Origin of the sequence: Mucilaginibacter ximonensis, assembly GCF_042686265.1 — a bacterium.
Lineage (GTDB): Bacteria > Bacteroidota > Bacteroidia > Sphingobacteriales > Sphingobacteriaceae > Mucilaginibacter > Mucilaginibacter ximonensis.
This window is the reverse complement of record NZ_JBHUPD010000001.1, coordinates 1,088,224-1,105,867: the sequence shown is the minus strand read 5'-3', so window position 1 is coordinate 1,105,867 and position 17,644 is coordinate 1,088,224. Positions and strand designations below refer to the sequence as shown.

At 43.2% G+C, this 17,644-nt stretch carries 15 protein-coding genes; 10 read left to right on the top strand and 5 right to left on the bottom strand.

Annotated features, from left to right (window positions below; all coding sequences use genetic code 11):
- Positions 1-6: 6 nt before the first annotated feature.
- Together ACFS5N_RS05010 and ACFS5N_RS05005 are read right to left on the bottom strand one after the other, a co-directional pair.
- On the bottom strand, positions 7-1,029 hold the full coding sequence (locus tag ACFS5N_RS05010; RefSeq protein ID WP_377182862.1) for a cytochrome d ubiquinol oxidase subunit II: 1,023 nt from the start codon (positions 1,027-1,029) through the stop codon (positions 7-9).
- A 96-nt stretch (positions 1,030-1,125) separates the two neighbouring features.
- Complete coding sequence (locus ACFS5N_RS05005) at positions 1,126-2,439, bottom strand: cytochrome ubiquinol oxidase subunit I (RefSeq protein WP_377182860.1); 1,314 nt, start codon at positions 2,437-2,439, stop codon at positions 1,126-1,128.
- A gap of 404 nt (positions 2,440-2,843) precedes the next feature.
- Here ACFS5N_RS05005 and ACFS5N_RS05000 point away from each other — a divergent pair, with 404 nt between their 5' ends.
- The 3 genes from ACFS5N_RS05000 to ACFS5N_RS04990 all read left to right on the top strand — a co-directional run bounded on the left by ACFS5N_RS05000 (position 2,844) and on the right by ACFS5N_RS04990 (position 7,210).
- Positions 2,844-5,444, top strand: coding sequence for a M1 family metallopeptidase (locus ACFS5N_RS05000; RefSeq protein ID WP_377182858.1), 2,601 nt, complete (start codon positions 2,844-2,846; stop codon positions 5,442-5,444).
- A 94-nt stretch (positions 5,445-5,538) separates the two neighbouring features.
- The gene (locus ACFS5N_RS04995; protein ID WP_377182856.1) at positions 5,539-6,648 is read left to right on the top strand and encodes a Gfo/Idh/MocA family protein; all 1,110 of its coding nucleotides are present in this window, start codon (positions 5,539-5,541) and stop codon (positions 6,646-6,648) included.
- Between the two features lie 70 nt (positions 6,649-6,718).
- Positions 6,719-7,210 carry a gamma-glutamylcyclotransferase family protein gene (locus ACFS5N_RS04990; protein ID WP_377182854.1) on the top strand — a complete coding sequence of 164 codons (492 nt, stop codon included), beginning with the start codon at positions 6,719-6,721 and terminating at the stop codon, positions 7,208-7,210.
- 42 nt (positions 7,211-7,252) lie between these two features.
- Here ACFS5N_RS04990 and ACFS5N_RS04985 read toward each other — a convergent pair whose 3' ends face one another.
- Both ACFS5N_RS04985 and mdh read right to left on the bottom strand, forming a co-directional pair.
- Positions 7,253-7,648: a hypothetical protein gene (locus tag ACFS5N_RS04985; RefSeq protein ID WP_377182852.1), complete on the bottom strand. Its 396-nt coding sequence runs from the start codon at positions 7,646-7,648 to the stop codon at positions 7,253-7,255.
- A 131-nt stretch (positions 7,649-7,779) separates the two neighbouring features.
- Entirely contained in the window at positions 7,780-8,718 is a 939-nt protein-coding gene (gene mdh / locus ACFS5N_RS04980) for a malate dehydrogenase (protein ID WP_377182850.1), read from the bottom strand.
- Between the two features lie 513 nt (positions 8,719-9,231).
- On the opposite strand from mdh, the gene ACFS5N_RS04975 reads away from it, so the two are divergent.
- Positions 9,232-10,242 carry a glutamine synthetase beta-grasp domain-containing protein gene (locus tag ACFS5N_RS04975; protein ID WP_377182848.1) on the top strand — a complete coding sequence of 337 codons (1,011 nt, stop codon included), beginning with the start codon at positions 9,232-9,234 and terminating at the stop codon, positions 10,240-10,242.
- A gap of 174 nt (positions 10,243-10,416) precedes the next feature.
- On the opposite strand, the gene ACFS5N_RS04970 is transcribed toward ACFS5N_RS04975, so the two are convergent.
- The gene (locus ACFS5N_RS04970; RefSeq protein ID WP_377182846.1) at positions 10,417-10,824 is read right to left on the bottom strand and encodes a gamma-glutamylcyclotransferase family protein; all 408 of its coding nucleotides are present in this window, start codon (positions 10,822-10,824) and stop codon (positions 10,417-10,419) included.
- 62 nt (positions 10,825-10,886) lie between these two features.
- On the opposite strand from ACFS5N_RS04970, the gene ACFS5N_RS04965 reads away from it, so the two are divergent.
- From ACFS5N_RS04965 to ACFS5N_RS04940, 6 genes are all read left to right on the top strand, one after another.
- A complete protein-coding gene (locus ACFS5N_RS04965) occupies positions 10,887-12,245 on the top strand; it encodes a glutamine synthetase family protein (RefSeq protein ID WP_377182844.1) in 1,359 nt (452 codons plus the stop codon).
- Between the two features lie 135 nt (positions 12,246-12,380).
- On the top strand, positions 12,381-13,418 hold the full coding sequence (locus tag ACFS5N_RS04960; protein WP_377182842.1) for a hypothetical protein: 1,038 nt from the start codon (positions 12,381-12,383) through the stop codon (positions 13,416-13,418).
- A 20-nt stretch (positions 13,419-13,438) separates the two neighbouring features.
- Positions 13,439-14,299, top strand: a complete 861-nt coding sequence (locus ACFS5N_RS04955; RefSeq protein ID WP_377182840.1) for an HAD-IIA family hydrolase — start codon at positions 13,439-13,441, stop codon at positions 14,297-14,299.
- Positions 14,300-14,307: 8 nt separating this feature from the next.
- A complete protein-coding gene (locus tag ACFS5N_RS04950) occupies positions 14,308-15,375 on the top strand; it encodes an aldose epimerase family protein (RefSeq protein WP_377182838.1) in 1,068 nt (355 codons plus the stop codon).
- 68 nt (positions 15,376-15,443) lie between these two features.
- Positions 15,444-16,433 (top strand): GTP 3',8-cyclase MoaA, encoded by a 990-nt coding sequence (gene moaA, locus ACFS5N_RS04945; protein ID WP_377182836.1) that lies wholly within the window; start codon positions 15,444-15,446, stop codon positions 16,431-16,433.
- A gap of 10 nt (positions 16,434-16,443) precedes the next feature.
- Positions 16,444-17,643 (top strand): molybdopterin molybdotransferase MoeA, encoded by a 1,200-nt coding sequence (locus ACFS5N_RS04940; protein ID WP_377182834.1) that lies wholly within the window; start codon positions 16,444-16,446, stop codon positions 17,641-17,643.
- Position 17,644 lies beyond the last annotated feature (1 nt).

Genomic DNA, 17,644 nt, shown 5'->3' with positions numbered 1-17,644 from the left:
CGGGGATTAATGGAAATCTTCCACGCCTTGTTTCTCCCTGAAACTATAAAACAGGTAAAATAATGCGGGCAGAATAAACAAACTGCCAATTAACAGTGCGGTGCCTAAAGTGTTAATGGTACCTGCGGTAGCATGATTGGTCAAAACAGAAAGATTTTTGCCGTTTTTACCCATGATGAAATTAGGGTAGTGGGTGTAGCCGACTGATAATAAGATCATACTCACCTGGAAAGCTGCAAATACCCGTGGCAATTGTTTGCCGCCTTTGGCGATGCTGATCCAGAGTAACACTAGTGATATCGATGCGGCAATAACAGCCGTCAAGCTAACCGGGTTGCCAAAGATCCAATGCGCCAGCCGAATGTTATTGGTTTCGGCAGCAAGAAATACAAGGCCGCCGCAAAAAAAGGCTACTGCATTTAATACTTTGGCTTTTTTGACGAAGCGCTTTACATCATACTCATCAGTAGCTTCGCCAATGAGATATATGGCAGCTAAGAAGCCACAAAGGGCAACAGTAAATAACCCTACAGTGATGGAAAACCAATTAAACCAGCTGTAAACGTAAGCAGTCAGGAAATCTTTAGCATCAAAATCTATTTGCCGTGACAGGGCGCTGCCGGCTGTTATCCCTAAAAACAACGGGGTTAAAAAGCTGGAATACACAAAGATGCTATTGTAAAGCGCTTGTGTGCGTTCGCCTTTTATAGCATCATAATTACGGAAGGCAAAGGCTGTACCGCGCGCAATAACGCCCATTAGCATAGCCAGTAAGGGAATATGCAAATAAGTACACATGCCGCTATAAATATCCGGAAACCCTACAAACAAAATAACCACGGCAATGATGAGCCACATATGATTGGCTTCCCAGATGGGGCCTATAGCCTGGTACATGGTAGCGCGGGTACGATGTTTATTGGTATCAGAGGTAAAAAGCTCAATAATTCCCGCACCAAAATCGGCACCCCCTAACAAAAAGTAAAGCAGTATAGCGAAGAATAGAAATATGATGACTACGGTTAGCATATTTTGGTGTTTGTTTATGGGTTGATTAAGTTGATTGAGTGAGTTGTTCTGGTTTTTTCAACTAATGAACCGCTCACCTGATCAACAATTCACTACTCACTTTTTAATATCATAAATCTCAGGTACCATTTTAATTTGCCTTTGCAGCAAGAATATTACCGCCAGGCTTAGTGTAAAATAGATGAAGCTAAACAGGTAAAACGAATATTGAATGCCGGGCATTGGCGTCACCGCATCCGCAGTCCGCATAACATCCTGAATTATCCAGGGTTGGCGGCCCACTTCAGTAACCGTCCAGCCGGCTTCTAACGCAATAAAGCCCAGAGGCGTTGAATAAATAAAGAGCTTCAGAAACCAGCCCTTGCTCATCCAGCCGCGTTTTTTCCAAACGGCAATAAGATATATAATACCTGCGGCCATCATTAACATGCCAAAGCCAACCATTATCTGGAAAGCATAATGCGTTACGGGTACATTGGGTTGATCTTTGGTCGGGATCTGGTCTAACCCTTTAACTTCCTGTTTGAAATTATCGTTCACCAAAAAGCTCAGCATTCCAGGTAGTTCCAGGCCATAGTTTACTTTTTTGGCCACCGTGTCGGGTATACCGCCAATAACCAATGGTGCATATTGCTGTGTATGAAAATAGGACTCCATTGCCGCCAGTTTTGCCGGTTGACGTTTGGCTGCGTGTTTAGCAGATAAGTCGCCGCTTAATGGTTGAAGAATTGCCGCAATGGCGCCAAAGGTTATGGCTATACGAAACGCTTTGGAGTGAAACTCAACGTTTTGTTTACGATAGATCATCAGCGCGTGTATGCCCGCTACTGCAAACCCTGTTGCTGAGAAGGCAGCTATGGTCATATGCAGGGCCTCAGAGAACCATGCTCCGTTAAACATGGCTTTTATGGGGCTGATATTGAGGTATTGCCCGTTCACAAAGTCAAAGCCGGAGGGGCTGTTCATCCATGAATTTGCCGAAACCACCAGTATGCCCGATAAGATACCGCTTACGCCGACCATAACGCCCGTTGCCCAGTGAAACCACTTATTTAAACGGTTCCAGCCGTAGAGGAAAAAGCCAAGCGCTATCGCTTCTATAAAAAAGGCGACACCTTCTAACGAAAACGGCATTCCGAATATGGGCCCGGCGTGTATCATGAATTTTGGCCATAGCAGGCCTAATTCAAATGACAACATGGTGCCCGACACTGCCCCCGTAGCGAAGAAAATAGCCACGCCCTTGCTCCATGCCTGGGTTACGTTTTTATAAACCGGGTTTTGTGTCTTGAGATATTTGTAATGTGATATCGCCATAAAAACGGGCATTACCATACCAATACATGAGTAAATGATGTGAAAACCCAGCGATAGGGCCATCTGCGATCTGGCGGCTAAAAAATCATTCATGTTTCTGTGATAAACAAGATGCTCAAATATAAAGCCTTACTAACTAGCCATATTATTTTTTATAAAATATGTGTTATACATATTGAATTTAAATTGATAATAAGTTACTTACGCCAATAATAGCGGCGTATCTTTGTGATTTTTTGGATGTAAAATAGTGTAAAAGCCAGGGATTGTGCGATTCCCTCCCCGGGAGGGTAGGGAGGTGTTTGTGGACCTGTTGAGCGGCGAAACCCCTCCCTGCCTTTTCGCTCAGCACTGCCGCACCCCTCCCCGGGAGGGAGTTAATATGCTCGCATCCCACATTTTTTCCTGCTTAATACATTAATCATATGTGCTTAGCTTGTTATTTTGATTATCACCCTCTATAGTATATCTTTAGCTGTCCACATTTATCAAACAATATGAAATTTAATAAAGCTCTTTTATTATTGTCATTTGCGGCGTCTGCTTTGACTGCAAACGCGCAAACGGCCGATCCAAATCCCTCAAAGTACGACCAGCATAAAGTTTTCGGTCCGCTGTTTTACCAGCAAAATGGTAATCAGTTTCGTACTGCCGGCGGTGCACCCAGCGCCAAATACTGGCAAAATCGCGCCGATTATAAAATCAATGTTGTGCTTGATACCGCTAAGCACCGTGTTACCGGCTCGGTAAATATTAATTACACCAATAACAGTCCGGATGGCTTGCCATTTTTATGGCTTCAGTTAGACCAGAATATTTATCGCGAAGATTCGCGCGGACAGGCCACCAGTTTGGTTACCGGCGGCAGGTTCGCCAATAAAAGCTACACCAATGGCGACGAGATTAAAGGCGTATACATTATACAAAATGGTAAAGCCGAGAAAGCCGATTACATTGTGAATGATACCCGCATGCAGATTCGCCTTAAAGATTCGTTGAAGGCCAATGGCAAAAAGATAGCTATTAAAATTGATTATGGCTTTGATATTCCGCAATATGGTACCGACCGCATGGGGCGCATCAACACCAAAAACGGATGGATATACGAAGTTGCACAATGGTATCCACGCATGGAGGTTTATGATGACATTAGCGGCTGGAACACTATTCCATACATGGGCGCATCAGAGTTTTATCTGGAGTACGGTGATATTGATTATACCATCACTGCGCCAGCTAACCTGGTAGTAACTGGCTCAGGCAGCTTGTTAAACCCGACTGAAGTGTTGACCGCTACTGTGCAAAAACGACTGGCTGATGCACGCAATAGTGATAAAACCGTAACCATTCGCGACGCTGCAGATATTGCCAGCAAAACATCATACCCCAACAAACCAAGTTTAACCTGGCACTTTTTGTGTAAAAACACCCGCGACGTAGCCTGGGCGGCCTCTAAAGCTTTTGTGTGGGATGCAGCGCGTATTAACCTGCCAAGCGGCAAAAAAGCCTTAGCGCAATCGGTTTACCCGGTTGAGGTTATGGGTCAGGACGCCTGGAGCCGTTCAACCGAGTATGTAAAAAATTGTATCGAACTATATTCAAAAGAATGGTTTGAATTTACCTATCCGGTAGCTACCAACGTTGGTGGTATTGTAGGCGGCATGGAATATCCGGGCATTGTATTTTGCGACTGGAAATCAAAAGCAGGCGACCTGTGGGAGGTTACCAACCACGAGTTTGGCCATAACTGGTTCCCGATGATTGTGGGCTCGAACGAGCGTAAATATGCCTGGATGGACGAAGGTTTTAATACCTTTATTAATAAGGTAGATACTAAAGTATTTAACAACGGCGAGTATTACGTAAAGCAAGATGTACAGCGCGAAGCTGCGGCAATGTTCGCGCCTGAGGCCGACCCGATTATGAGCACGCCTGACGTGATTCAAAATGACTACCTGGGTTTTGCAGCTTATGAGAAACCCGCTTTGGGCCTTAAAATTCTTCGCGAACAGATTTTAGGCGAAGAACGTTTTGACTACGCTTTCAAAACTTATATAAAACGGTGGGCATTTAAGCATCCTACTCCGTGGGATTTCTTTCACTCAATGGATAACGCCGCAGGCGAGGACCTGAGCTGGTTCTGGAACGAGTGGTTTATGGGGACTATGTCTTTAGACCAATCGGTTAAAGCAATTGACTATGTAGATAATGACCCTGCAAAAGGCTCACTGATCACCATCGAGAACCTGGGCGAAATGGCACTGCCAGTAACCGCTCAAATCAAAGAAGAAAATGGAAAAGTCAGCATCGTTAAACTACCTGCCGAAATTTGGCAGCGCGGTGGCACCTGGACTTTCCTGAATAAAACCACTTCGAAAATAATGATGGTAACACTCGATCCTGATCATGCGTTGCCTGATACCAACCCTGAAAATAACTCATTAAGCGGTTTGGATATCGACAAAAACGTTACTGCGGCCTCGGTGATCAAATCATACCTGAATGCTATTGGCGGGGCCGATAAGGTCAAAGCCTTAAAAGATCTGACCATTACATCGTCTGCAGCGTTTCAGGGCACGCAGATTCAGCTGGTAAATAAGTACAAAGCCGACAATATGTTTGATTTTAACCTGACGGCGCCGGCCTATAATAATTTTATCTTATTGCGTGTAAAAGGAGCCGGTGACAGCGTAAGCATAGTGCAACAAAATACGCCGGTTAACGCACCAGCCGAGTACAGGCATATTTTAACCAACCGTTTCGGATTTTTCCCTGAGCTTGATTATGGCAAATCAGGCTATGTTTTGACGTTAGATAGCAGACTGCACGATGTTAGCGGTAGCCTGGCTTATTTGATCTTGATTACTCACCCCGACGGCACTAAAGTGAAGGCTTATTTTGACAGGCAAACCGGCTTAAAATTAAAGCAGGTAAACGATGCTGCAAACGCATCGCCGACTGAATACAGCGATTACCGTGAGGTTGCCGGCGTAAAAATACCTTATGACGCTAAGACAGCAATTTTAGGTTATGCGGTAGAATTTAAAGTAAATAACGCCGAAGCTAACACGGGCTTAAAAGACGCTGATTTTAAATAAGATTTTCACGTGAAAAATTGATAAAAAGGTTCGCATTAATGCGAACCTTTTTGCTTTTAAAGCATTAACTTTAATAAACCCAATTAAACCGTTTATGAAAAATTCACGTCGCGATTTTTTGCAGAAAGTTGGCGCGTCGGCATTGGCGCTGCAGTTGGCCTCAATTACCTCGTGGGGAGCTAAAAGAGAAACATACGATGGACCCGTTCTGCGCGTTGCTATTTTAGGGTTAGGTAATTATGCTGCACGTGTGGCCGATGCCATGCAAAGCTGTACAAAAGCTAAGCTGGTTGGTTTGGTAAGTGGTTCGCCCGATAAGCTTACCAAGTGGAGCGCTAAGTATAACATCCCGGCAAAAAACTGTTACAACTATCAGAACTTCGACGATATCAGAAATAATAAAGATATCGATGCGGTTTATGTTATTACGCCAAACAGTACGCATCATGATTTTATATTACGTACTGCCAGGGCTGGCAAACACGCCATCAGCGAAAAACCCATGGCTATCAACGTAAAGCAAGCTGAAGAAATGATTGCCGGCTGTAAACAGGCAGGGGTTAAGTTGCTGGTGGGTTACCGTATGCATTTTGAACCCAAAACCCTGGAGGTGGTACGGATGCGTAAAGAGGGAGAGTTTGGAAAGATCATGTTCTTTCAGGGGCTCTGCGGATTTAGAATAGGCGACCCAAAACAATGGCGTTTAAAACCCGAGATGGCCGGCGGCGGGTCAATGATGGATATTGGTATTTATGCCGTAAACGGTGCGCGGTATATGACCGGCGAGGAGCCAATATGGGTGACCGCTCAGGAGACTAAAACCGACCCGGTTAAATTCAAAGAAGGTGTAGACGAGACTATTCAATTTCAATTTGGTTTTCCGAGCGGCGCAACAGCTTCATGCCTGTCAACTTATAATATGAATGGTTTGGATAAGTTTTTCCTGAATGGCGAACGTGGTTTTGCAGAAATGCAGCCATCTACCAATTACGGGCCAATAATGGGCCGCACCAACCAAGGCGAATTGACGCAACCTGCAACTATCCATCAGGCGGTACAGATGGATGAGTTTGCCGATATCATATTTCATGACAAGCAGCCGCCAATACCGGTTGACGGTTATGAAGCGGTGAAAGATCTAAAGATCATCGCTGCTGTTTATGAAGCTGCCAGAACGGGTAAAAAGGTGTCGGTGACTGTATAGTAACCGGCAGTTTTTTATAACATTTTTCAGGCAGGTGCGTTTAAACACTATCTATCACCTACAAAACACTATGATATTATTTGCGTACGCGGGCAATATGAATGTGGATAAGTTTGCAAAAACAGTTCCTTCTGCCAAAAAAATAGGCATAGCTAAATTACCCGGATATACTTTTATGTTCAATAGCACCGGCGACGATGAATCGGCGAAAGCCAATGTTGTGAAGTCGTTTGATCTGGATGCTATGGTTTGGGGCTTGCTGATTGAACTGGCAGACGAAGAGCGCTCAAACTTTCACGACCCGATGTGGAGTTCGACCCTTAAATTGGAACCCGTACTTTGCTTTGATATGGCCGATAATATTTATCACGCCGAAGTTTTTATAACGCAGCCGCATGCTATTACCACACATTTGCTGCCTTATGACTGGTATCATGCCAAAATATTAAAACTGGCCACCGAGGCAGGTTTACCCGCAGATTACGTCAGGCATATTAAAGTAATGCCTTGTAAAATTGATCCGGATGAAAAACGCCGGCAGCGGCGCTTCAGTCAACTGTAAATAAAAAGCCGGCTTTAATTAAAACCGGCTTTTTTTATGTTGTTAGCCTTTTGATGGTGGCGGTGTGTCCTGGGTTTGATCAGCCCCTTTTTTTATTCTCGATTTACGCTCTTCTTTTAGCTTAGCGTAAGTTTGCTGCTGATCGGGGGTAAGTACAGCGTTAACCTGATCGTCAGTAGTTTGCATCAAGGCTTTTAAAGCTTGTCTGTTTGATCTTTTATCTGCCGATGGGTTTGATCTTAAGCTGTCTACTTTTGTAGCTCTGGTGGTCAATATGGCGCTTATCTTATCAGATTGGGTAGCATCCAGATTTAAATTTTTCTGAAGCATTTTAACCTGTCGCGCTGCGCGCTGATCTGGCGATTTGGTTGCTGTTTGTGCATTTGCAAATAATACCGACCCGGTCAGTAAAACTGCCATTAAAAGTAATCTTTTCATAAATGTGTGTTTGCAGGTAGGATACACAGATGTAGAAAAGGTTTAATGTTAAATATAAATCATCAATAGCTGGTAAAAAAAGGCCTCTACCAAAAAGTAGAAGCCTTTTATTTATGCAGAGCAGATCTTGCTTAGATCAGGTTGCTGTCAGTTAATACCTGGTTCATGGCACGTACGGCGTCAGCGCTTTTGTTAAAGGTAGCTTGCTCGTCGGCAGTCAGTTTGTAATCAATGATTTTCTCCCAACCGTTTTTGCCTAAAACAACCGGTACAACCAATGAAATATCGTTTTGGCCATATTCACCTTCTAAAGCGACACCGCATGAGATCAGTTTTTTCTGATCGCGAACGATTGACTCAACCATGAAGGCAGTACCTGCACCAGGAGCGTACCACGCTGAAGTACCAATTAATTTTGTTAAGGTAGCGCCGCCAACCATGGTATCGGCAACAATTTTGTCTTGTTGTTCTTTGCTCAGAAACTGAGTAACCGGCGTGCTGTTCCAGGTAGCATGGTTAATTAACGGGATCATGGTAGTATCACCGTGACCACCGATAACTACTGCGTTCAAGTCGGCAGGCGAGCAGCCTAATTCCTGGCTCAGGTAGTATTTAAATCTGGCTGAATCTAAAGCGCCCCCCATACCGATAACACGGTTTTTAGGCAAGCCTGAAGCTTTCAGGGTTAGGTAGTTCATGGTATCCATTGGGTTTGAAACCACAATGATGATGGTGTTAGGAGAATGTTTCAGGATATTCTCGGTAACGCTTTTTACAATGCCGGCGTTAACACCAATCAACTCTTCGCGGGTCATGCCTGGTTTGCGGGGCAAGCCTGAAGTAATCACTACTACCTCTGAATCTGCAGTAGCAGCATAGTCGTTAGTTACACCTTTAATTTTAGTATCAAACTCCAGCAGGGCAGAGGTTTGCATCATATCGATAGCCTTACCTTCGGCAAAACCTTCGCGGATATCTAATAAAATTAACTCTTCTGCTAATTCTTTTCTTGCGATGTTATCCGCACATGTAGCGCCAACAGCTCCGGCACCAACAACAGTAATTTTCATAGTATTTTAAATTTATATGAGACGGGATTGAAATATCGGACGCAATTTTAGTAAAAAATTATAAAACATCGTCGCATTATTGTTAAATGTGCTTAAAGTCATTATGTTTTATAATTAGCTATACCGGTTTGTTTTTTTACAGGTAGAATTTTGTGCGAATTCAAGATGGAACTCGCCGCAAAAATGGTAATGTATAAGAGTTCTTCCGTCGCTCACGCCACCACTAGCTGGTTTGATGATTAAGGAATTTATAAAAATAGACGCAAAACCAGCTTTTGAAATTTGAATTTCTTAAATAAACTGTCAAAAAATGATTATTTGCATTTTTTAAGATAAAGTTTTGCTGTTTTTGAAGTATATGTTTGCTTTTTATGTAACATTTTTCATTTTTTTAAACTTTTTTTGATAAAATTTGTAAAAAAGCGAATTATTAATATAAATTTGCTCAGACAAACGGAAACGTTGCAATTAAAACTATTATCTGAATCAAACTTTATAAAATTAATTTAAAACATGGCAACTAAACTCGAGTACATCTGGCTTGACGGATACAAACCAACTCAAAGCCTTCGTAGCAAAACCAAAATCGTTAAAAGTTTTAGCGGTAAAGTAGAAGATCTTGATAACTGGAGCTTTGACGGTTCATCAACTGAGCAAGCACCGGGTGGTTCTTCTGATTGTATCTTAAAACCAGTATTCACTGTACCTGATCCACAAAGAAAAGACGCATACCTGGTTATGTGCGAAGTATTGGATTCAAAAGGTCAGCCACATGAGTCAAACGGCCGTGCTACTATTCAAGATGATGATAACGATTTCTGGTTTGGTTTTGAGCAAGAATATTTCCTTTGGGACCCGGCAACTAACAAACCGCTTGGTTTCCCGGCAGGTGGCTATCCAGGTCCGCAAGGCCCTTACTACTGCTCTGTAGGCGCTAACAACGCTTTCGGTCGCGAGATTGTTGAAGAGCACTTAGACGTATGTTTAGAAGCAGGTTTGAACGTAGAAGGTATTAATGCTGAGGTTGCTGCCGGTCAGTGGGAATTCCAGATCTTTGCTAAAGGTGCAAAAGAAGCTGGCGACCAAATTTGGGTTGCACGTTACCTGCTGGAAAGAATTGGTGAAAAATACGGAGTTGCTATTAACTGGCACTGTAAACCATTGGGTCAATTAGACTGGAACGGTTCAGGTATGCATGCTAACTTCTCAAACACTTTATTGCGTACTGCTAACAGCGAAGAGAAATTCAAAGCTGTTTGCGAGGCCTTCCGTCCGGCGGTTGCTGAGTGTATTGCTGTTTACGGTGCTGATAACGATCAACGCTTAACCGGTAAACACGAAACTGCTTCTATCCACGACTTTAGCTATGGTGTATCTGACCGTGGCGCTTCTATCCGTATCCCACTGTATGCTGTTGAGCATAACTGGAGCGGTTACCTTGAAGATCGTCGTCCAAACTCTGCTGCCGATCCATACAAAGTAGCTGCAGTAATTATTAAAACTGTAAAATCAGCTAAAATCTAATTTTAGTTAAACAGATAAGCAAAAGCGATGGGTGAGAGCTCATCGCTTTTTTGTTTTTATGGACATTTTAAGCCGCTTTCATCCACTCGTCATTGCGAGGAACGAAGCAATCCCCGATAAGCGTGTCGGAAAAGCGTGTGTAGAGATTGCTTCGTTCCTCGCAATGACGTGGTTTTAATGCTTCTGTTGCAAATGATCAAGATAATCTCCTGTCGAAATCTCGCTTAATCCCGCTAAGGATCGATTGTACAAATAAACCCAACAAGTTATCACTCCCTGACCCGTCTGAATAGGCAAAGCTTCGCGAACAAACAAATAGGGTAGTTCCTCTCCTTCGCCATAACCCTCGTAAGGATCAAGATGTCTGAGTACTTCATCAGGATTGTGCAGGCGGTAAACGGTTCCTGAAACGTCATAATTACCATATTCGTCAATTACAAGGGCCGGGTAATGTCCAACATCATAAAGTTTACCCTGGATAGTGCCCTTGCTATAAAAAGCAGCATTGCGGGTTAAATAGTTTGCAAACTCATTATCAGCAAGTAGCAGGGTGCCGTAAACAAACAAAAGGTCATTTGTCATTTTTAAATTGAGTTTTTTGGGTTACGATAGTTATCTTGCTTAAAATTGGCATTACCTATACCATGAATCAGCAACAAATAACAGCATACTTACACGAAAACAATATACAGAAAATAAAATTTGCGTTTGCCGATATCGACGGGGTTTTGCGCGGAAAGGTTATTCACCCTAAAAAGTTTCTGGATGGCCTGCAAAATGGCTACGGTTTTTGTGATGTTGTTTTTGGCTGGGATAGCGCTGATGTTTGTTATGATAACGTTTCGCTTACAGGCTGGCACACCGGTTACCCGGATAAATCTTGTCATATCGATCTGTCGACATTTCGTACCATTCCCTGGCAGGAAAATATCCCATTTTTTATAGGCGATTTTAGTGATGCGGAAGGCAAAGGCCTGGCTGCCTGTCCCCGGTCATTACTGAAACGTATCACAAAAGAGTGTGAGGGCCTGGGCTTTCACCCTGAGTTTGCGCAAGAGTTTGAATGGTTCAATTTTAAGGAGACACCGCAAAGTTTACAGGATAAGCAATTTGCCAATTTGCAACCGCTAACACCCGGAATGTTTGGCTATTCTGTGCTGCGCATATCAGAGAACAATGATTTCTGCAATGAGCTGGTTGATTGGCTTAATCAATTTAATGTACCTATAGAAGGTTTTCATACCGAAACCGGTCCGGGAGTGTATGAAGCCGCAATTTTGCACTCGCATGTTTTAGAAGCTGCAGACAGGGCGGCATTATTTAAAACAGCCGTTAAAGAAATTGCCTATAAACATGGTATCACAGCCACTTTTATGGCTAAATGGAACGAAAACCTGCCCGGTTGCGGCGGGCACGTACATCAAAGTTTATGGAGCAAAGATCAAACAGAAAACCTGTTTCATGATGCGAAAGATGTAAATAAAATGAGCGAGCTGCATAAGCAATATTTGGCCGGGCAGTTGTATTGTCTGCCGCATATTTTACCTATGTATGCCCCAATCATTAACAGCTATAAACGCCTGGTTGAAGGTGCCTGGGCGCCTACCACCATTACCTGGGCGGTTGAAAACAGGACCACGGCCTTTCGCGTGATCAATTCGTCAAAAGGCTACACCCGTTTAGAGACACGTATACCGGGCGCCGATACCAATCCGTACCTGGTAATGGCAGCGGCATTAGCCTCAGGGTTATACGGTATCAAGAATAAATTGACATTAGACGTGCCGCAAACCATTGGCAATGGTTATCAAAACAACAGCAACGGCACCATACAGCCTAATTTATATGAAGCGGCTACCGACATGCAGAAATCAGCAATAGCTAAAGAAATTTTAGGGGCCGATTTTGTTGAGCACTTTACAGCAACGCGTTTGTGGGAGTGGCGCCAGTTTGCCAAAAGCGTGACCGACTGGGAGCTGAAGCGATATTTTGAGATAATATAAACCAGAATATATACCATTTCCTGATAATTAAAAGCTCACGGTCTGTTTGTGAGTTTGCTTGCGCTTATTTAAAAAACTAGCCGTTTGTAATTTATTTCTGTTATATCTTTGCCATCCGTTGAATATATAAACCTGATGGACTATTCTCTTATAATTAACAAGGCCTGGGATGGGTATGATGCTTCAAAGCGTATTGCAAAAATTGAGGACATCAGTGCAATGGTATCGACGAACCGGGTTTTCAGGGTAACGTTTGACGATGACGATATTATCATAGCCAAGCTTTCACTTTTTGGCAAGTTCGAGCATTTTAAGGAAGATCATCGTATTATCCACGCGCTGTCCAATAACCTGCTGTATCCGTTTGAAAACTTTCTGGCTAAGTCGCTGCTAAAAAACAACCGCGTTTACATATATCATTACAAACATGCCGGCGAAGATGCCTGGGTGGTATTTTATAATCCAACCCGCATCATGGAGCGCATGCCGCGCCGGCTGGAAGAAGAGCATATTCGTAAACTGGGGCAGCAGGTAGGTAAGTTTCATAAAGCCTGCTCCAGGATCAAGAATGTGTTGCCGAAATCTTCAAAAACCTTACGTACTGACATTTACTCGTTGCTGCATCAACTGGAGATTAATGAGAAAGACTTCGGCTCGGCCATGCAGGTTGATTTTTTGAAATACCATTGCGAAACGTTTCTGCGCAACCGCTCTAAATATAATATGAGCTCGTTCGAGATTATTCCGGTATTTATTGATTGGAATATTGGTAATTTCTCGGTCGATCAAAACATGAACCTATACTCGCGCTGGGATTATGACTGGTTCAGGATGAGTTATCGTATACTTGATTTTTATTTCCTGAGCAGAGTGGTTTCTAACGTGGGCGATAAGACCGTATTTAGCTACGGCATTAACACCCTTATGGAAGATCGTTTTATTATCTTCTTACAGGAATATCATCAGGTAAATCCGCTTACCGCTAACGAGATCAGATTTTTAAAAGAAGCCTATCGTTTTTTTATCTTAAATTATGTGATTAAAGACGGCCGTCACTTTTTCAGCGAGCAATATGCCCGTAAGCTGCAGGCCGAGGCATTCAGTAATTATCTACCATCAGTAGACAGGGATTTTAATGCCGATAAAATAATAAATGCCTTAAACTTAAAATAATTTTTGCTCCAGCCGACACTATGAAACGCATTGATAACTTTAAAGAGATAGTAGATAAGTACAATGTTATTTTTTTCGATGCGTTTGGGGTGCTTAAAAATTACCACGGCCTGGTGCCGGGTATCGAGAAAACTTTCGAATATCTGAAAGAGCAAAACAAGGAATATTACATCGTAACCAACGATGCATCGCGCAGCCCGGTACAACTGGCAACGTCGTACCACAAAATGGGGCTGCATGCTATCTCTCCCGACAGGATTATTTCATCAGGTATGTTAACTAAAGAATATTTATACCTGAAAGTTTATGATGGTATTGTAGCTTACCTGGGTACCGAAAACTCAGCACACTATATTGAGAGTATGGGTTTGCACCCCATGCCGGTAAGCGAAGTTGACGCCAGTAATATTGATAAGGTAAATGCCTTATTGTTTTTAGATGACGAAGGGTTTGACTGGGCCACCGGGTTAAATACCGCTGTAAATTTATTGCGCAAACGTACTATCCCGGCTATTGTAGCTAATACCGACGATGCCTACCCGGTTACTGTACACGACGTTTCCATAGCGATTGGCGGTTTAGCCAATATGGTTGAATCAATCGTCGAGAAAAACTTTATCCGCTTTGGTAAGCCCGATTCACAGATGTTTATGTTTGCGTACGATCTGATTCGTGAATACCGGCCTATTAGTAAAAAGGAAATTGTAATGGTGGGCGACACCTTGCATACCGACATTTTAGGTGGCAATAAATATGGTTTAGACACCGTTTTGGTGCTATCGGGCAATACGTTGCCGCAAGATGCACACACCCGTATCGAGGCTACAGGCATTGTTCCTACATACATCTGCGATAATGCAGTAGTAAAAGACAAAATTTAAATACTATCATGATTTACAACCCTACCGCTATAAAAGTACCCGAGGCCGCAAATTATAATCGTAAAATTGGCGGCAGGCAGGTTGAATTATATTACCTGAAAAATAATAAAGGCATGCAGGTTGTAGTGAGCAACTTTGGTGCGCATCTTATCGGCGCCTGGCTGCCCGACCGCCGGGGTAATCTAACCAGCGTAATTTTAGGTTTTGATAATATAGAAGGGCTTGCGCGCCAAAAAAGTTATTATGGGTCTACCGTAGGCCGGTATGCTAACCGGATTGCCAAAGGTAAGTTCACGCTTGAAGGCCAGAAATATTCATTACCTATTAACAACGGACCTAACAGTTTGCACGGCGGTGTCGACAACTTCAGTATTAAAATATGGGAGGCTAAACAGCTTGACAGCAGTGCTGTTGAACTTGAACTCTTTTCTGAACATATGGACGAAGGTTATCCCGGTAACCTGACGGCCAAAGTAAAATACACGCTAACTGATGATAATGAGCTAATGATCAGCTATGAGGCTACTACCGATAAAACAACTGTAGTTAACCTAACCAATCACGCTTATTTTAATTTAAACGGCGAGGGGAACGGCGATATTCTGTATCATATTGTACAGATAAATGCCGACAAGTATACGCCTATAGATAAAACTTTGATACCCACAGGAGAAATTGCCGCGGTAAAAAGCACTCCACTTGATTTTACGCAGCCCGAGCGTATTGGTAAACGCATCAATGCCGATCATCCGCAAATAAAAATGGGCTTTGGTTATGACCATAATTATGTGCTTAACCCCCATGGAATGCATTCGCCCGTAGCGGTTGTTACCGGTGATTTGAGCGGCATCAAGCTTCAGGTATATACTGATCAGCCAGGTATGCAATTTTACTCAGGCAACTACATGACCGGCGAAAACACCCTGCGCGGTGGTGTAAAAGATAAGGCCCGTACCGGCTTTGCCTTAGAGACTCAACACTTTCCTGACTCTCCAAACCGGCCGAAATTTCCATCGACGGTACTAAAAGCCGGTGAGGTTTATAAAACAACCACTATCTATAAGTTATCTGTATAAGCTGTCATCTTTTTAAATGAAATAACAGGCTAAGGTGTTAACTTTATATCTTTCCAAAAAAGTTAACAGTGCTGGCAGACAATCACGGTAAGAAACTTAGTTATATGCGCCTGGCGGTGACAGACCGCTGCAATTTGCGCTGCTTTTATTGCATGCCTGAAGAGGGGCTGGACTGGCTTTCGCGGGCCGAACTGCTAACCTATGAAGAAATGCTGCGCATGTGCCGCTTAATGGTGCAAATGGGCATTGAAAAGATCCGCATAACCGGTGGCGAGCCTTTTGTTCGTAAAGATATGATGCAGTTGCTTTCAGCAATTGCCGAAATCGACGGTTTAAAAGATTTGTCAATCACCACCAATGGGGTGTTAACAGCCTCCTACATTACTCAGTTAAAAGCTATCGGTATAAAATCAGTCAACCTGAGTTTAGATACGTTGGACGCGGGTCGTTTTTTTGCCATTACCCGCAGGGATGAGTTTGCGGCGGTGATGCATACACTGGAAGAATTATTAAAACACGATTTCGAGGTTAAGATTAACGCTGTAGTAATGGAAGGTAAAAACACGCAGGATATTTTACCTATGGTGGCGTTAACCAAAAACCTGCCGGTAAGTGTGCGTTTTATTGAAGAGATGCCTTTTAATGGCGAAAGTCATAGCTACACCGGTGTGCAGTGGGATTATGTGCGGATACTGGATGAGATAAAATCGCATTATCCCACCATCAAAAAATTGGTTGATGATGCGTACTCAACCTCATACAATTATCAAATTGCCGGTTATACAGGCACAATAGGTTTAATAGCCGCTTATTCACGCACGTTTTGTGGTACCTGCAATCGTATTCGAGTAACTCCGCAGGGAAGCTTGAAAAATTGTTTGTACGATGACGGCGTGTTAAATATCAAAGATTTGATGCGCAGTGGAGCAACAGACCAACATATAAAAAACGAGCTGTTAAAAGCTTTTAATCAGCGGCCGCTTAACGGTTGGGAAGCCGAGCGCTTGAGAAATAAACAGGTTGGCGTCCATGAATCTATGGCGACAATCGGAGGATAAATATTTACTTATGATAACGGTTCAACAAGCCGAAAAACTGATATTGGAAAACAGTTGCGATTACGGCAACGAGATTGTGTTATTTGACCAAGCCTTAGGCCGCGTATTGGCTGAACAGATAAAAGCTGATCGCGACCTGCCGCCATTTAACCGGGTGACGATGGATGGCATCGCCGTGAAATACGAAGCTGTTGCTAATGGCATCAAAAACTTTAAAATAAAAGCAACCCAGGCAGCCGGCGATGTGCCTGTTGAGGTTGATGCTGATGACGAATGTATTGAGATCATGACCGGCGCAGCCCTGCCTTATTCGGTTGATACCGTAATTCGGTACGAGGATATTGAAATCCAAAATGGTACAGCAACTTTAATAAACAACGGTATCAGTAAAGGCCAGAACCTACATTTAAAGGGTTCAGACAAACAACAAGGCGAGGTAATCTTAAATCCCGGCCAATTGATCACACCCCAGGTTATCAGTTTAGGGGCATCGGTAGGAGAGACGGAACTGAGAGTGAAGCGCATTCCCCGGGTTGTTATTTTATCATCAGGCGATGAATTGGTGGAGGTGTCAGATGTGCCATCGCCATACCAGATCAGACGTTCAAATAGTTACATGTTACAGGCTATACTCTCGCAGCATGGTATCACGGGGGCTATCAGGCATATTCCTGATGATGAAGCTATCATCAAACAGCAGCTCGGGCTTTGCCTGCAACATTATGATGTGATGTTGTTAAGCGGCGGTATTTCGATGGGCAAATTTGATTACATCCCGCAAGCCTTAAAAGACTTACGCGTTGAACAGGTGTTTCATAAAGTGCAACAACGGCCCGGCAAGCCATTTTGGTTTGGCAAACATGAAAACGGTGCAGTAGTATTTGCTTTTCCGGGTAATCCGGTTGCCTCGTTTATGTGTACGCACCGGTATTTTGTGCCCTGGTTAAATGCCTCATTAGGCTTGCAGCCCCGCCAGCCTATGTACGCGATTTTGGCTCATGATTTTAAATTTGAGCCGGCTCTTGAATACTATTTGCAGGTAAAATTGCATTATAATAAAGAAGGGCAGTTAATGGCAATGCCATTGGCTGGCAACGGTTCTGGCGATTTTGCTAACTTAGCAGAAACAGACGCTTTTTTAGAGCTGCCACTTGATAAAACAGAATTCAAAAAAGGCGAGGTTTACAAAACATGGCCGTTTAACGCGTAAT